General features: G+C 69.2%; 20 protein-coding genes. 10 read left to right on the plus strand and 10 right to left on the minus strand.

Annotation, left to right across the window (positions count from 1 at the left end; translation table 11 throughout):
• Positions 1–3: 3 nt before the first annotated feature.
• Genes psbH through FPZ61_RS10745 form a run of 4 tightly spaced genes read left to right on the plus strand, consistent with a single transcriptional unit; the run spans position 4 to position 1,436 of the window.
• Positions 4–204 (plus strand): photosystem II reaction center phosphoprotein PsbH, encoded by a 201-nt coding sequence (gene psbH / locus FPZ61_RS10730; protein ID WP_006172417.1) that lies wholly within the window; start codon positions 4–6, stop codon positions 202–204.
• A 50-nt stretch (positions 205–254) separates the two neighbouring features.
• Positions 255–518 (plus strand): TatA/E family twin arginine-targeting protein translocase, encoded by a 264-nt coding sequence (locus FPZ61_RS10735; RefSeq protein WP_185466566.1) that lies wholly within the window; start codon positions 255–257, stop codon positions 516–518.
• Positions 519–527: 9 nt separating this feature from the next.
• Entirely contained in the window at positions 528–1,142 is a 615-nt protein-coding gene (pth, locus tag FPZ61_RS10740) for an aminoacyl-tRNA hydrolase (RefSeq protein ID WP_185466634.1), read from the plus strand.
• Between the two features lie 36 nt (positions 1,143–1,178).
• Complete coding sequence (locus FPZ61_RS10745; RefSeq protein ID WP_185466568.1) at positions 1,179–1,436, plus strand: DUF3146 family protein; 258 nt, start codon at positions 1,179–1,181, stop codon at positions 1,434–1,436.
• Here FPZ61_RS10745 and FPZ61_RS10750 read toward each other — a convergent pair.
• The 3 genes from FPZ61_RS10750 to ntcA are packed head-to-tail and all read right to left on the minus strand — an operon-like array spanning position 1,433 to position 3,894.
• On the minus strand, positions 1,433–1,882 hold the full coding sequence (locus tag FPZ61_RS10750) for a resolvase (RefSeq protein WP_185466570.1): 450 nt from the start codon (positions 1,880–1,882) through the stop codon (positions 1,433–1,435). The genes FPZ61_RS10745 and FPZ61_RS10750 overlap by 4 nt on opposite strands.
• Positions 1,879–3,120 (minus strand): DUF3084 domain-containing protein, encoded by a 1,242-nt coding sequence (locus FPZ61_RS10755; protein WP_185466572.1) that lies wholly within the window; start codon positions 3,118–3,120, stop codon positions 1,879–1,881. Before FPZ61_RS10755 ends, FPZ61_RS10750 begins: the two co-directional genes overlap by 4 nt.
• 45 nt (positions 3,121–3,165) lie before the next feature.
• Complete coding sequence (gene ntcA, locus FPZ61_RS10760; RefSeq protein WP_185466574.1) at positions 3,166–3,894, minus strand: global nitrogen regulator NtcA; 729 nt, start codon at positions 3,892–3,894, stop codon at positions 3,166–3,168.
• Between the two features lie 207 nt (positions 3,895–4,101).
• On the opposite strand from ntcA, the gene FPZ61_RS10765 reads away from it, so the two are divergent.
• Complete coding sequence (locus FPZ61_RS10765) at positions 4,102–4,698, plus strand: cob(I)yrinic acid a,c-diamide adenosyltransferase (protein ID WP_185466635.1); 597 nt, start codon at positions 4,102–4,104, stop codon at positions 4,696–4,698.
• Positions 4,692–5,285 (plus strand): dCTP deaminase, encoded by a 594-nt coding sequence (gene dcd, locus FPZ61_RS10770; protein WP_185466576.1) that lies wholly within the window; start codon positions 4,692–4,694, stop codon positions 5,283–5,285. Before FPZ61_RS10765 ends, dcd begins: the two co-directional genes overlap by 7 nt.
• A gap of 24 nt (positions 5,286–5,309) precedes the next feature.
• On the opposite strand, the gene FPZ61_RS10775 is transcribed toward dcd, so the two are convergent.
• From FPZ61_RS10775 to FPZ61_RS10785, 3 genes are read right to left on the minus strand one after another with little or no spacing between them, the layout of a single operon-like run.
• A complete protein-coding gene (locus FPZ61_RS10775) occupies positions 5,310–5,663 on the minus strand; it encodes a hypothetical protein (protein WP_185466577.1) in 354 nt (117 codons plus the stop codon).
• 36 nt (positions 5,664–5,699) lie between these two features.
• The gene (gene thyX / locus FPZ61_RS10780) at positions 5,700–6,422 is read right to left on the minus strand and encodes an FAD-dependent thymidylate synthase (protein WP_185466579.1); all 723 of its coding nucleotides are present in this window, start codon (positions 6,420–6,422) and stop codon (positions 5,700–5,702) included.
• Between the two features lie 32 nt (positions 6,423–6,454).
• Entirely contained in the window at positions 6,455–7,036 is a 582-nt protein-coding gene (locus FPZ61_RS10785) for a thioredoxin domain-containing protein (protein WP_185466581.1), read from the minus strand.
• An 86-nt stretch (positions 7,037–7,122) separates the two neighbouring features.
• Here FPZ61_RS10785 and FPZ61_RS10790 point away from each other — a divergent pair, with 86 nt between their 5' ends.
• Together FPZ61_RS10790 and FPZ61_RS10795 are read left to right on the plus strand one after the other, a co-directional pair.
• Complete coding sequence (locus FPZ61_RS10790) at positions 7,123–7,536, plus strand: NIL domain-containing protein (protein WP_185466583.1); 414 nt, start codon at positions 7,123–7,125, stop codon at positions 7,534–7,536.
• On the plus strand, positions 7,533–8,045 hold the full coding sequence (locus tag FPZ61_RS10795) for a hypothetical protein (protein ID WP_185466585.1): 513 nt from the start codon (positions 7,533–7,535) through the stop codon (positions 8,043–8,045). The genes FPZ61_RS10790 and FPZ61_RS10795 overlap by 4 nt, the downstream gene beginning before the upstream one ends.
• A 13-nt stretch (positions 8,046–8,058) precedes the next feature.
• Here the strand turns inward: FPZ61_RS10795 and FPZ61_RS10800 are convergent, their stop codons facing one another.
• A complete protein-coding gene (locus FPZ61_RS10800; RefSeq protein ID WP_185466587.1) occupies positions 8,059–10,128 on the minus strand; it encodes a lytic transglycosylase domain-containing protein in 2,070 nt (689 codons plus the stop codon).
• Between FPZ61_RS10800 and FPZ61_RS10805 the strand changes: the two genes are divergently transcribed.
• Positions 10,127–10,345 carry a hypothetical protein gene (locus FPZ61_RS10805; protein WP_185466589.1) on the plus strand — a complete coding sequence of 73 codons (219 nt, stop codon included), beginning with the start codon at positions 10,127–10,129 and terminating at the stop codon, positions 10,343–10,345. The two genes, FPZ61_RS10800 and FPZ61_RS10805, sit on opposite strands and share 2 nt — an antisense overlap.
• 56 nt (positions 10,346–10,401) lie before the next feature.
• Positions 10,402–11,811, plus strand: a complete 1,410-nt coding sequence (glmM, locus tag FPZ61_RS10810) for a phosphoglucosamine mutase (protein ID WP_185466636.1) — start codon at positions 10,402–10,404, stop codon at positions 11,809–11,811.
• On the opposite strand, the gene FPZ61_RS10815 is transcribed toward glmM, so the two are convergent.
• From FPZ61_RS10815 to trmB, 3 genes are read right to left on the minus strand one after another with little or no spacing between them, the layout of a single operon-like run.
• On the minus strand, positions 11,798–12,799 hold the full coding sequence (locus FPZ61_RS10815) for an N-acetylglucosamine kinase (RefSeq protein ID WP_185466591.1): 1,002 nt from the start codon (positions 12,797–12,799) through the stop codon (positions 11,798–11,800). The genes glmM and FPZ61_RS10815 overlap by 14 nt on opposite strands.
• Positions 12,792–14,156 (minus strand): IctB family putative bicarbonate transporter, encoded by a 1,365-nt coding sequence (locus FPZ61_RS10820; protein WP_255441543.1) that lies wholly within the window; start codon positions 14,154–14,156, stop codon positions 12,792–12,794. Before FPZ61_RS10820 ends, FPZ61_RS10815 begins: the two co-directional genes overlap by 8 nt.
• Entirely contained in the window at positions 14,156–14,866 is a 711-nt protein-coding gene (gene trmB, locus FPZ61_RS10825; RefSeq protein WP_185466593.1) for a tRNA (guanosine(46)-N7)-methyltransferase TrmB, read from the minus strand. The genes FPZ61_RS10820 and trmB overlap by 1 nt, the downstream gene beginning before the upstream one ends.
• Positions 14,867–14,872: the final 6 nt, after the last annotated feature.

The raw sequence follows: 14,872 nt of genomic DNA on the forward strand, positions 1-14,872 counted from the left end.
GCCATGGCCCAACGCACCCGACTGGGAAATCTGCTGCGCCCCCTCAACTCCGAGTACGGCAAGGTTGTCCCCGGCTGGGGAACCACCCCGGTCATGGGCGTCTTCATGGCCTTGTTCCTGGTCTTTCTGCTGGTGATCCTGCAGCTCTACAACCGTTCGCTCCTTCTCGACGGCATCACCGTCAACTGGAACGGCATGGGCTGATCGGCGGTTCCCTCCCTCAACCGCTCCCCTCCACCTGAGACCCCCCCTCCATGAATTTCTTCGGGATCGGTCTTCCGGAGATGGCGGTGATCGCCGCCATTGGCCTGCTCGTCTTCGGACCGAAGCGTTTGCCTGAGCTGGGCCGCACCCTCGGCCGCACCCTCAAGGGGTTTCAGTCGGCCTCCAGCCAGTTCGAGCAGGAATTCCGCAAGGCCGTCGACACCGAAACGGTCTCCGCCACCAGCCTTGAGTCTGAAGCCGGTGCTGCCGATGCCAGCGCCGGCGATCCCAACCCTCCGTCCCCGTCAAGCTGAGCGTTGTCTCTGCAACCCGCTGCCGACCTGCAGCTGCTTGTCGGGCTCGGCAATCCCGGCGAGAAGTACGCCCAGACCCGCCACAACGTGGGCTTCATGGCCCTGGATCAGCTCGCTCAGCAGGAAGGCGCCCAATTCCGGCAGAACGGCAAGCTGCAGGGGGCCATCGCCGAGATCGGCCATGGCCCCACTCGCCTGCGCCTGCTCAAGCCCAGCACCTACATGAATGAGAGTGGCCGCTCGATCCGGTCCACACTCAACTGGTTCGGACTCCGTCCCGATCAGATGCTGGTGCTGGTGGACGACATGGATCTTCCCCTGGGGCGCCTGCGTCTGCGCCGCTCCGGCAGTGCAGGTGGCCACAACGGCCTGCGCAGCACCATCAGTCATCTGGGCAGCCAGGACTTCGCCCGGCTGCGGATCGGCATCGGTGCCCCGGCCCAGGATCCCGCCCTGCGCAAAGCCCGTACGATTTCCCATGTGCTGGGTCGCTTCGAAACCGCTGAGCGGCCCTTGGTGCAGGAGGTGCTGGCCGAAGTGCTCGAGGGGGTCGGCCTCATCCGCACCCGGGGGTATGAGCGAGCCGGCACCCGTCTGAACAGTTTTCAGCCCACCCCTGCCTGACGCTGGAGGCGTCACTGTGCCCCATGCCCTGATCCCGTGAGCCGTCTGCCCGCCACCACCGCCCAGCTGCGGGTGCTGCATCAGAGCTTCAGCCATCAGCTGCTGGAGGGCGAGGTGGCTGCCGGTGGCTTCCACTGGACCTTTCGCTGGGCGTTCGGCCGGGGAGAACTGACGGTGGAGCCGTCCCTGGGCCGTGCCCTGATCCAGGATGCCCTGCTTCGTTTTCTGCTCCAGCTCGACTACCAGCTCGAGCCCGGTGGCGACTACGCCTTCACCGTGCGAGCCAAGTTCTAGGGCGGCGCCAGGGGGTGGTTCAGGAACCGCTCCAGCAGCAACTGGGCCACCACATCATCCCAGTCGCGGGGAGGTTGGCGCAGCCCCCTGGGCAACAACCGGCGCCAGCCCGTGGCTGGGTGGAGTTCCCAGAAGCGCTGGCGTGCCGCCAGGGTGGTCCCATGCTCCTCCACCAGCAGCACCGGCAGTGGCCATTGGTCGAGCCGCCGTTTCCAGCTGTTGCTGCCGGTGCCATTGCCGAGGATCACCGCCACCACGTCCCCCTGCTCCAGCCAACCTTTCAGCCGGCCCCAGGCCTGCTCGGGCGACATCACCGCGGCTTCGAGCACCTGGTGCCGCAGCTTGTCGGTGCGCACCAGTCCACACTTGCTGAGACCCGGATCGAGCCCGGCCAGAGCGCCCTCGCCCGGCAGATCGGCTGAATTCTGGTGAACCGAGCGGATCATGGCCGCCCCGGGCCCAGCCGTTCCTGCCGTGGTTCGCTGGGGACCGCGGCCAGGCGGAGCTCGAGCACCAGAGGGTCAGGGGTTTCCGCGTCGCGGAGTGCCACAGCCTCCAGGGTCACGGTCTGCCCGAGGGGCCGCTCACTCAGTTCTCGCCCCAGCCGGTTGAAGGTGGCCACATCGAACTGGACCCCATCGGCGATCGAGCCCTGGCGCTGGGCCTTCGCAAAGGAGGCCGCCAGCAGCAGATTGAGGCGGCTGTGCACCTGTTCGCTGGAGCGCTCATTGCCCTCCAGCACCGTGGACGCCATCAGATCGCCCTGGCGCAGCACCTGGCGGTTGGGCCTGAGGTCGGGGAATCCCAGCACCTGGTCTTCGCCGCGCAGCACGTTGGCAGCCGAGAGGATGCTCACCACCCAGGGTCCTCCCCGGGAGATGCGGGCTTCGAGCGTGGCGATGTCCTGCCGCGGTACCAGCAGGATCTGCCGGTTGGGCTCTTCCCCGGGCAGAACCCGCTGGAAGGCATTCAGATTGGCCTGACGCAGCAGCGCCACGACCGCTTCCCTGGCCTCGGCCCCGTTGCGGGGCTTCACCTTGGCCGTGGCCAGGGGCTGACCGCTGCTGAGCACCACGTCGCCGCGGCGCAGGGCGATCAGTTTCTCCTCCAGTCCCTTGAGCTCGGCCTCACCGGCACTGATCAGGCCGCGCACCCGGGCCAGTTCCGTCTCGGTCCTGTGGATGTCCTGGTCCCTGGCGCGGATGTCCTGGTTAAGTCGATTGCGCTGGGCCAGCAGTTGCTGTCGCTGGGTCTGCAGGGGCTTCAGTTCCCCGCGCAGCCGGCGCGCCTGGATCTCGGCGGCCGTGAGCTGACGGCGGGTCTGCTCCCGATCGCGGCGGGCCCGCTTCAGGGCCGCCTCCACCCGGGCCTGCTCCTGCTTGCTCAGGCGGAGATTTTTCTCACTGCGGCGCAGGGTGGTGCGGCTCTCGAGCAGCCGTGCCTGCAGGGCGTCGAGTTCGAACAGCCCGACGCGCAACCGTTCGCTCACCGCCAGCATCAGGCCGAGGGAGGCGGCACTGATCAGGCTGCCCGTGAGCACGGTGATCAGCACGGCCGTGTTGCGCGGCCGCAGGTTGAACAGACTGAGCCTGGCCTTGCCGACCCGGCTCCCGAGCCGGTCGCCCAGGGTGGCCAGCACCCCTCCGAGGGCCAGGAGCGCCAGAATCAGCAGCCAGCCGGACACAGCGCCGTGCGTGTGGTCCCAGTATCAGTGGCGGTGGCAACCGGCTCAGCTGAAACGCTTGGCGAGGGCGACCGGATCGAAGACCGTGATCTTCTTGCGATCGATCTGCACCAGCCCTGACTGGCGCAGATCGCCCAGCAGGCGGGTGATCGTGACCCGGGTTGATCCGATCGCCTCCGCAATCGCCTGATGGGAGAGGCGCAGGTCGATTGTGATGCCTTCGCTGCCAGGCACACCGAAATCCCGGCAGAGCACCAGCAGAAAACTCACCAGCCGCGACGACATGTCCCTGTGGGTGAGGGTCTCGATCATCGTTTCGGTCTGCAGGATCCGGGAGGAGAGGCCCTGCAGCAGCAGCAGCCCCACGCTCGAGTCCTGCTCGATGGCCCTCCGCACCGAGCCGGCCGGGGCGGCCACCAGCTCGACCCGGGTGAAGGCCACCGCGTGGTAGAAGCGATCGGACCGCTGACCGGTGAGCAGAGAGAGCACCCCGAACAGGCTGTTTTCCCGCAGCAGGGCCACGGTGATCTCCTCGCCCGATTCATAGACCCGCGAGAGGCGGACCGCTCCGCGACGCAGCAGGTAGACCCGCTCGGCCGGATCACCTGGGAAGAAGATCGTTTTGCCCCGCTCCACGGTTTCGATCACGCAGCCGCTCAGCCCGCGCATCACATCCAGAAGGGTGTGGGCGCCGTTGGCGGCTGCGGCCAGCCCGACGGGAGCCGGTGTCGAAGGGCCGCCGGTTCGGCTGAATCCGCGCATCGCGCCAACCATGTTTCGGCGGAGCAGGTGTGAGACGGACGGTAAGGATCGCCAGTGGCACGCCTTGTAGTGACCGACACTTATCAACAGTATCAACGCAGGCCCGGCGGGAGCGGAGCTCGGAGAGTGGTACGGACGTTCGCACTAGGGATGGTGGCGAAGTCTTGCTGGCGGCGCGGACGCCGCTACATTCAGGACCGCGCTTCCCTTGGGGTGTTGATGACGGCCAGCCTGCGCAACGCCTCCCATGAGTCGCGCCATCCCCTGCGCGCCGTGCCGGCCTCCCGGCCGGTGCCGCCGCCCCGCCCCCGGGCAGCGCTGGCCAGGCCCGAAGGCCTTCTTCAGGTGCACACAGCCCCCTTCCGCGGCAGTTTCGGAGGGGTGTTCAGCCAGGCCCTGCGCACAGCCGGGCTGGGCAGTCGGGTGCTGATCAGCCAGTTCCTCAAGGGTGGGGTCGACCAGGGGCCTGGCCGCAGCCTCAGCCTCTGCGGCCGCCTGCAGTGGTTGCGCCCGGCCGTGGCCTCCTGTCTCACCGAGCCTGCCGACCGGGAGCAGGTGTCGGTGCGCGCCGCCGTGGAGGAGGTGTGGGCCTTCAGCCGTGATCAGCTGATGGAGGCGGCGGTGGATCTGATGGTTCTCGACGAACTTGGACTGGCGATCGAGCTGGGGTACCTCCCAGGGGGGGAGGTGATCAGCACCCTTGAGCAACGACCGGCCCACCTGGATGTGATCCTCACGGGTCCGGCCATCCCCCTCGAGCTGCTGGGCATGGCCGATCAGGTCACCCAGCTGCGGCGCGGGGGTGCCCCATGCTGAAGAACGACCGCTGGATCAATGCCAGGGCTGTTGAAGGGATGATCGAGCCCTTCCAACCTGACCTGGTGAGGCACCTGGCTCCGGACACCGCCTCACGGCCGGTGCTGAGTTTCGGCTGTTCCTCCTACGGCTACGACCTGCGCCTCTCGCCTCGGGAATTCCTGATCTTCCGGCACGTGCCTGGCACGGTGATGAACCCCAAGCGGTTCAACCCGGACAACCTGGAGCCCGCGCCACTCCACCACGACGACGACGGTGATTTCTTCATCCTGCCAGCCCATTCCTATGGACTCGGCGTCGCTCTGGAGAAACTGAAAGTCCCCCCTACGATCACCGTGATCTGTCTGGGCAAGAGCACCTATGCCCGGCTGGGCATCATCGTGAACACCACGCCGGCCGAGGCCGGCTGGCAGGGCCACCTTACCCTCGAGTTCAGCAACTCATCCGGGGCTGACTGCCGCATCTATGCGAATGAAGGCATCACCCAGCTGCTGTTCTTCGAAGGAGATCCCTGCGAAACCACCTATCAGGATCGTGCCGGTAAATATCAGCATCAGCCGGAGCGCGTCACTCTGGCCAAGGTCTGAATCACTGGAGGGGCCAGCTCGGGTTCAGGGCAGCCCCATGGCCCGGCGCACCTGACCGATGCAGGGCAGTCCGCTCGGGCAGAGACGAATCACCCGTCCATTGACCACAAACAGGGTCTCGCTCTCCTGCAGGGCAGAGCCTCTCCTCGCATGGGGACCTCGTGCGCCCGGCGCTGAGAGCATGCCGAAGGAATCGCTGCCGCCGCCTGCTCCAGGAGTGAGCATCCGGCCTTCGACGGATCTGAGCAGGTTGGTGTATCCCGGAGCAGAGGCCCCTTGCAGGGTTCCCTGAATGGCGGCCGCTCCCGCTGCATCGATCAGCGTCTGGCCGTGCGCGGCCGGGGCGATCAGCAGCAGGAGCAGCAGCAGCGGCGGCATCGATGGGCTTGCAGAGGGTCTTGCAGGCACAGGTGGTCAGGGGGCCAGGCGCGCTTTGTGCAGCCGGGAACGGCCATACCAGGTGGCGATCTGCGGAGCCCACGACTCCAGGTGGGGCCAGATCAGATCACAGAGCTGGCGGATCTCCAGTTGTGCATCCAGCTTGGCGCGCAGATCGAGAAAATGCAGCAGTGCGCGCAGGCTGAAGCTCGCCACGAAGTGCTGGCGGTAGTCGAAAGGGAGGATGCCGCGGGCGTGTTCCTCGGCGAAGCCGGCCGCCAGTAGATCCCGATACCGCTCTGCCGCCTTCCGGCAGAGGTCGAGGTCGAGGGCTCGCTGCTCGGCTGTGTACTCGTATTTCTTGCCCTGGCGATCACTGTAGGACCCCACCGGGCGCAGGTAGAACACCTCCTCCAGCTCCAGGTCTCCGTTGGCGGCGCGGCAGATGCGATCGCCGGTGTAGCGCATCGACTGCACATCGAAACTCACCCCGACGCGGTGGGTGCGGGCCTGCTGCATCACCGAGTGGGGAAACCAGCCCACGTTGAGCACGATCTGGGCATGCTCCAGAGGTCCGTAGTGGCCGCGCTCGCCCGAGAGCAGCCGCTTCACGCAGATCTCACCCGCCGTGCGTTCGTCGGGCCAGTCGGCCCGGTCGGCGGCAACGAATCCCTCGCTGTAGTCCTGATGCATGGCGGCATAGACGCACTGCTGGGGGTTGGGGGTGGCAGCGATCAGCTCGACCCGGAAACGGTCCATGGGGCAGCGGGCAGGGGTGGATGGCGGTGGTTTCAACCGTGGCTGCGGGGACCGGCCTGGGCCGGGGTGGTCTGGCTCGGGGTCTGGGCCTCGCCGCCCGCCAGGGGCGAGAGGCTGCCGACGCCCGCCAGCAGCGGCAGGGGCGTCTCCTCGATCAGGGCAGTCATGATCGCAGCCAGTTCGGGCCGGCTGCGGGCCCCGAGGGAGCGCCCGATCGAGCTGCCGCTGCGATCAAACAGCTCCAGCTGGGGGATGCCGTTCACCCCGTAGCGATCGATTTCAGGACTCCAGCGCGGATTGTCCACATTCAGCAGCACCACATTGAGCTCGCCGTGGTGCTCACTCTCCAGGGCCGCCATCGCCGGAGCCATCGAGCGGCAGGCTTCACACCAGTCGGCGTAGAACTCCACGATCGAGGGGCGACCACTGGAGAGGGCCAGGGGCAGCTCAGGCGAACGACGGGCCAGCTGCTCCAGTGGTGCCTGGGGCTGCAGTCCCCCGCGCAACCAGAACAGCAGCAGCGCCAGGGCGGCGGCGACGGCAGCCAGCACCATTCTCTCGCGGCGACCCAGGGGGGAGGGACCGGCTGGAGCCGCTGGGTCGGGCTGGGTCATCGTGGTGATCGAGGGGCCTGAACCACGGGCACTCTGGCAGTTCTGTGTCAGGAGCTCGATAGCATGACCCAACACTCCTGGCTGCGGTGAAGCGTCGCCTCACCATCCACTTCCCGCGCGAAACGGTGCATCACCCGATCACCTACCGCCTGGCTGTGGATTTCGACATAGCCGCCAAGATTCTGCGGGCCCAGATCGCCCCCAACCAGAGCGGCACCATGGTGGTGGAGCTCTCAGGTGACATCGATGAGCTCGATGCGGCCGAGCAGTGGCTCGAGGATCTCGGGCTGGGTCTTGATCGCGCCCCGGGAGAGATCCGTATCGACCGCAGCCGCTGCGTCGATTGCGGCATCTGCGCCAGCGTCTGCCCCAGCGGTGCCCTTCGCAGTCGACCGCCGGCCTGGCGGCTGGAATTCACAGCCCAGCACTGTCTGGTCTGCGAGCAATGCATCCCCAGCTGCCCCCTGGACGCGATCGATCTGGTGCTGGAGGCCCGATGACCAGGGTGATCGGCAGCATCCTGCGCCTCGCCCTGCTGCCCCTGCGGGCGCCGTTCCTGCTCGTGCTCCTGCTGGTGAGCATCTATCTCGGCGTTGACTGGGTGGTGAATGCTCCGGTCCAGGACCTGGTCAATCCCGAACAGAATCCTGTCTATGGGCTGTACTGGACGGTCGCCTGCCTGCAGGCGACCGTTGTGGTGGTGGTGGCGTCGGTCCCCGACCTGCTCCTGCGTCAGCTTTCGATGCTGATGGCTGCAAGCCGGGTGATCACCCTGATCGTCAGCCTGCTCCTGGTCACTGTCGGGGGCCTCTACCTGCTCCACCTCAGTGCCCTCTCCGACGTGCTGATCCTGGCCACGGCTGTGCTGCTGGCCCGCCTGGATCTGACACGCATCAGGGTGGTGCCCTCGCCGCTGTTCACGGCTTTTTTCCTCTCCGGGTACGTGATGCTCGGTGTCTGGATCGGCCGGCTCTTGCAGCTGGGGGGTCTGCTGGGACAAGCGGCCTGACGCTGAGGCCCGTTCAGCAGCTCCGCCTTGGCCGTTCCTGGTAGCCCCACAGATTGCCGAGCACCTTCTTCACGTAGAGGCGGGTCTCGGGGTAAGGAATCGCCTCCACCCAGAGTTCGGGGCTGGCCTGGAGCCTGCCGTCCTGCCAGTCGGCCACCGCGCCCGGCCCGGCGTTGTAGCTGGCGATTGCCAGAAAGGGGTTGTCTTTCCAAAGGGCGAGCATCTGGTTGAGGTACGCCGCCCCCAGCTCCGCATTGAAGGCAGGCTCGCGCAGCTGATCCTTGCTGACCACCCCCCCGGCCAGCTCCGCGGCCGTGGCCGGCATCAGTTGCAGCAGGCCGATGGCCCCCGCCACCGATCCCACCCCGGGGGTGAAGCGTGATTCCTGTCTGGCCACGGCCAGCAGCAGGGTCGGATCCAGCCCGTGGCGGGCCGCGGCCGTGCTGAAGGCCTCGCCGTGACGGATCGGCAGCAGGGCCCGCTCCAGGGGCAGCTTGGCCTGGCAGTCGCCACCGGTCCAGCGCAGGCTCGCCTGCTCCAGCTGGCCCAGGCCGGTCCAGTCGTCCCCGACCCCCTGCCGCAGCCGCCCCTCCAGCATCAGCTCCTCGGGCGAGGTGAGGGTTGCCGAGGGGCGCTCCTGACGCCATTGCTCCCAGGCTTCCAGGTGGAGAGCCAGGCGCCAGAGCCGGTCGAGATCAGGCTGGCCGCTGTTCAGGGGCTGCCAGGGCTCTGCCGCCAGGGCGATCGGGCCGGCGGCGCGCAGCCGGAGTTCAGGTTGTTCGCCCAGCTGGACCCGGCTGCGCCAGGCGTAGTAGCTCCAGGGCAGACGCCGCAGCACAGCATCCCAGCTGCGCCGGGCCGCGGACGGCTGGCCCAGCTGGCGCTGGGCCATGCCACGCCAGAACAGATGTCGGGCGGCCAGCGGCGGCGGCAGAGCGGTGGCGGGCAGGGCCTCCAGCAGGGCCAGGGCCTGCTCGGCCTCTCCCTTGAGCAGGGCGGCCCGGGTCAGGTCCCACTGCAGGTCCCAGCTGGCGGGATCCCGTGGCCAGCGCTGCAGCACCGGACGCCAGTCTCCGCCGGCATCGAGCACCAACCGCGCCTGCGCAGGCGCACTCAGCCGCAGGGGTTCAGGCAGCTCGCTCAGCTCGGCTGGGGTGACCGTGGGAGCGGGGGTCTGGGCCAGCAGTCGCACGGCCTCGAGAGCCTCTGGCCGCTGGCTTCGCTCTCGGCTCAGGGCCAGCAGGCGCGCCGCCCCGGCCCTGGCCTCGGAGGGACCACCCCGCAGCAGGGCCCGGCCGATCTCCAGCTCCTGGGGGGGCTCCCCCCGAGTGGAACCCAGGCAGCTCAGGGCTCGGCGCCCATCCCCGACCCTGGCCAGCCCCGCGGCAAGGGTCCCCCGCTGGACGGCACTCAGAGCCGTGGCGGGCTTTGCGCAGATCTGGCGCAGGCGTGCGTCGGCACCGGGCCAGCGGGGCCCCCAGCGGGCCAGGTGCAGGGCTCCCTGCTGGCGCTGGCTGGCCTGTGGACCAAGTTCCAGGGCCGCGGCCAGGGCCGCCGGGTGGGCCGGGAAACGGCGCAGCAGCTCCAGACGCTGGGGCGGGTCTTCACGGCCGAGGGCGTAGAGGGCATCGGCGCTGGGAGGCGCCATGGGAAAGCGCTCCAGCAGCTCGCGCCACTGGAGAGTGGCGGCGAGCCCCTGGGCTTCGCGGGCGAGGGCCGCGCGCTTGAGCGCCACCGCCGCCAGCGGGCCCGGCCCCCAGCCCTGCCCCCGCAGCAGCCGCCTCTGGTCTGAAGGGTCCTCGCTGCTGCTGGCCGGCAGCAGCAGCAGACCGGCTTCCCGGCGCCGCTCGGGATCGGGATCCCAGCGGCGGATCCTCTCCAGGTCGAGGGCAGGGGTGTCAGGGGTGGGCAGGGGCCGTTGTTGCAGCAGCAGTCGCCCCAGCAGCAACAAGGCCCCGCTGCCGATCACGGTGAGGGCCAGGGTCAGAGGGCCGCGGCGACCGGCAGGGGAAGGGTTGGGCAAGGTCAGGCAGCAGCGCGCCGGTACGGCTTTGGCATTCTGGGGTTCCCGTCTGCCGGTCATGCCCGCGCCACCTCCCTGGCTCCGCCGGTGGACCACCCTCCCCGGTGCGGCCGGGAGGGTCAGAGCCCTGGTGGTGCTTGGCCTGGTCCTGGGCGTGGTTCTGCTCAGGCCGCTGTGGCCCTTGCTCTGGCTACCGGGTTGGCTGGTGGGCGGTCTGCTGCTCTGGGCCGTCCTCGAGCTGCTGCGCTGGGCCTGGTGGCCGAGGCGCTGGCGTTGAGGCCCAGGGGTGCTGCTGCTGATCCGCTTAGCCTGGTTCCCTTCCTTTCTCGCCAGATGCTGGAGCCAGCTTCTTCCCCGATCGGAGCCCCCCTCGGGGAGGGTTGCACCGGCTTCGGCACCGATGGCATCAGGGGGCAGGTGGGGAGCCTGATCACGCCCCTTCTGGCCCTTCAGATGGGCTACTGGTGCGGTCGGGTGCTTCCTCCCGAGCGCCCGGTGCTGATCGGCATGGACTCCCGCAACAGCGGCCCGATGCTGGCCGCTGCCCTCACCGCCGGCCTGACCGCCGCCGGACGGGAGGTGTGGAACCTGGGCCTCTGCCCCACCCCCGCGGTGCCCGGCACGATCCGCCGGGTCGCGGCGGCCGGCGGCCTGATGGTCTCCGCCAGCCACAACCCTCCCGGCGACAACGGCATCAAGGTGTTCGGGCCTGGTGGCGCCAAGATCGACCGACCGCTGCAGGAGGCGATCGAAGCGGGCCTGCGCGGCGATCTCCCCGCCACGATCCAGGCCACTGGGCTGAGCGGCCCCCGTGGCTGTGGGCCGGCCTGCCAGCGGCCGGATCTGCTCGACGACTACCGCGCCGCCTTGCTCGCCAGTGTCGGTGGGGGGCGACTGGACGGCTGCCGCATCGTGCTCGACCTCTGCTGGGGGTCCGCCACAGCCTGTGGTGCCGCGGTGTTCAGCGCCCTCGGGGCGGATCTGACCGTGCTGCATGGGGATCCCGACGGGCAGCGGATCAACGTGTCGTGCGGCAGCACCCATCTGGAGGCCCTTCGCCAGGCGGTGCTGCAATCAGGTGCCCAGATGGGCTTCGCTTTCGACGGCGACGCCGATCGGATGATGGCGGTCGACGGCAAGGGTCGGGTCGTGGATGGCGATCAGGTGCTCTATCTCTGGGGCGGGGCCCTGCTGGAGACGGGCGACCTCCCCGGTCGGCTGCTGGTGGCCACCGTGATGTCGAACCTGGGCTTCGAGCGGGCCTGGCAGGCCAGGGGTGGCTTGCTGCAGCGCACCGACGTGGGCGATCAGCATGTGCACGCCGCCATGGAAGCCAGCGGAGCCGGACTGGGAGGAGAGCAGTCGGGTCACATCCTCTCGGCCCGGCACGGGATGAGCGGCGATGGTCTGCTCACCGCCTTGCAGGTGGCCACGCTGATCCACAACGGCGCCGGGTCCCTGGCCGACTGGATGGAAGCCAGTTTTCAGCCTTACCCCCAGGCCCTGGTCAACGTCACTGTGCCCGATCGGAGCCGGCGCCAGCAGTGGCACCACTGCGATCCCCTCCGACAGGCCGTCGAGCAGGCCGAGACGGCCATGGCCGGCAGCGGTCGGGTGCTGGTGAGGGCCAGCGGCACCGAACCGCTGCTGCGGGTGATGGTGGAGGCGGCCGAGCAGGAGGCCGTCGACCACTGGTCGTCCCATCTGGCGGCCCTGGCCGCGGCTCATCTCAACCGGAGCTGAGCGTCGCCGTGGTCTCCAGCAGCTGCGCGGCCAGCTGCAGGGCCCCCTGGCAGGCATCCCCCCGGGGAGGCACCAGCCGTGCCTGCGGCAGGGCCAGCGTGAGGCTGCGCTGATACGCCCCCGCGAACCAGCTCAGATGCTCGAGGGCTCCGCCCAGACCACAGACCTCACCGTCTTCGAGGCCCAGGGTTCGGGCCACGCCAGCCACCAGCGCCGCCAGACCCGCCGCTGAGCGCTCCAGCACCGCCATGGCGTCGGGATCAGCCGCTTCCGCCAGGGCATTGACCGCCGGAGCCAGGCGGCCGAAGCCGGCGGCGCCGAAGACAGGGTCCACCACCATCGCCTTGATCCGCTGGGGTGTGACGCTCCCCTCGCCCAGGGCCGCCCAGAGGTTGGTGCGCAAGCTGCTGTCGGGGCGGCGGCCGTCGGCCATCTCCAGAGAGAGAGCCAGGGCGTCACGACCGATGTCGCAGGCCGAGCCGGAGTGATCCAGCAGCCACCCCCAGCCGCCGCAGCGGTGCTCGCGCCCCTGGCCGTTCCGGCCCAGGGCGATGCTGCCCGTGCCGCTGATCACCACGATGCCTGGACCGCCGCCGAAAGCGCCGTGCCGTGCCGTGTGCTCGTCGCCGCACACCCGCACCCGCTGAGGAGACAGGCCGAGAGCGGAGCAGGCCAGCCTCGTGCCGAGGTGTTGCACAGCACTGCCCTGCTCGATGCCGCTGGCACCCACAGCGGCCGCCTGCAGCGGAGTGGTCGCGGCCTGGGCCCCGCCTCGGCTGGCCATGGCGGCAGCGCGGGCCCGCTCCAGGCTGAGGCCAAGGGCGGTGCTGAAGCGTTCCTCACCGGCGGCGGCGGCCAGATGGCTCACACCGGGGCCCTCCCCTTCGGCGAGCACCTCCAGGCTGCCGTTGCTTTGGCGTTGGGCCAGCCTGCAGGTGGTGTGGGTCTGGCCGGCATCGAAACCCGCCAGCACGACTGATTCAGCCATCCGCTGCCAAGGGCAGGGTGGCCAGGGTGGCCAGGCAGAACCAGCCGGTGAGCTGCACCTCCGGGCGGAAGAAGATCGTGTCGGTGAGGCCCTGGACACAGAGGCCAACGATGGCTGCCACGGCTCCGAGCGCCGGCAGGACGTGGGGATGTTCACGCCGCAGCTGGGACAGGCCCTGGCGAAGGCTGCACTGCAGCAGGCCAAGGCCCGCCAGCAGTCCGGGAATGCCCCCCTCAACGGCCAGCTCCAGGGGGATCGAGTAGGCGCTGAGGGCGTTGAACTTCGGTTGCTGGTAGAGGGGATAGATCAGATTGAAGATCGTGTTGCCCGGCCCGATGCCCAGCCAGGGCCGGTCCTGGACCATCTGGAGAGCCGCCATCCAGACGTTGATGCGGAAGTTGTTGGAACTGTCTTCCCGGCCCGCCACCAGACTCAGCACCCGCACCCGCAGGGCTTCCACCTGGCTGATGGCCACCACCAGCACCAAGGCCCCGCCCAGCAGAAGCAGCAGCGGAAACAGGCGTCTGAGCAGGGGCGACCAGTGACGACTGGCCCGCAGGGCCAGCAGCAAGGCCAGGCTGCCGAGGGCCCCCACGAGGCCCAGCCAGCCGCCTCGGCTGTAGGTGAGCATCAAGGCCGCCACCCCGATCAGCAGCGCCGCGAGGGCATAGAGGCGGGCCATGGGCCGCCGCCAGCGCAGCATGGCCACGGCAGCCAGTGGCAGGATCGGCAGCAGGTAGCCCGCGAGCAGGTTCGGGTTGCCGAGGGTGCTGTAGATCCGCACCGTCCCTTCCGCCACCGAGTTCGGGTCTGACCAGCGCGCCAGGGCCGAGCTGTCGGCATAGAGCTGACGGATGCCGATCACCGCCGTGATCAGTTGCCCGCCCAGCAGGGCGGCCACGATCCGGTCCCACCAGACGGGCGCCGTGGCGAGCAGCTGACGCATCAGGGCATAGACGCCCAGGTAGCTGACCAGCTTGAGCAGGCCCTTGGCCGCAGCCGTGGGCACGGGCGAGAAGCCGGTGGCCAGCACCGCCAGCCCCAGCATCAGAAGCAGCCAGCCGCTGATCGGTCCGATCCGGCCGGCGGGGGTGCGCAGGGCCCAGATCAGCCAGAGCAGACCACTGGAGAGGATCAGCAGACTCAGCCCGGCCCGGGTGACCAGTGGCAGACCCGCCATCAGCGCGCAGAGCACCAGCCCGGCCAGCAGGGGCAGATTCCTGGCCAGGGGGCCCGAGGAGGAGGCGAACAGCCCCTGCCAGCGCAGCAGCCAGGGCACCCGGGATTCGTGCTCCGGGGCGTCGGTGCCACCGCCCTCAGCGGAGCCGACGGCGGCATGGGTGGCGGGGTTGGGCATCAGGCACCGGCGGAACGGGCCGACGGATTATGGGCGGCTTCGGTGCTCCGCTCCAGGGGCGGCGGCGGATGGCTGCAGGGCTTGCTCCCGCGCCGATAGAGCACCCGGTACACCGGCAGCCCCCGGGCGAGCACCAGCCGCTCCCGCTCCGTTGCCACCGGCCACGGGTTGTCACCGCGCCACGGACGTGCGTCCTCCGCAGGACGCCTGAACCAGCCACTGGATTCGGTGAGCGCCACCATCGGCTCGATCACTGCCGTCACATCGCTCTGCAGAAACAGCTCGCCCCCCTCAGGCAGGGTCGCCGCCAGGGCCTGGAGCAGGTCGGGCTGAAGCACCCGTCGCTTGTGATGCCTGCTCTTGAACCAGGGGTCGGGAAACTGGATCGTCACCCGCCCCAGCTGTCCGGCAGGCAGGGTCGCCAGCCAGCACAGCAGGCTCACATTGGCGTTGCAGAAGAGGAAGCGCAGGTTGCCCGCGCTCAGCTCCCGGCGGTCGCGTTCGGCGGCCTCCACCAGAGGCCTGCGGATCTCGATCCCCAGAAAGTTCCAGGAGGGCTGGAGTGGAGCCATCGCCAGCAGGAAGCGCCCGCGGGCACTGCCGATGTCGAGGTGGAGCGGCTGGCCCGGGCGCTCGAACAGCTCCTGGAGGAGGGGCAACGGCAGGGGCCTCTGGTGCACCCTGGAGAGGGGGTTGACGTGCTGCCGCACCACCGC

Origin of the sequence: Synechococcus sp. BSA11S, from assembly GCF_014224355.1 — a bacterium.
Lineage (GTDB): Bacteria > Cyanobacteriota > Cyanobacteriia > PCC-6307 > Cyanobiaceae > Regnicoccus_A.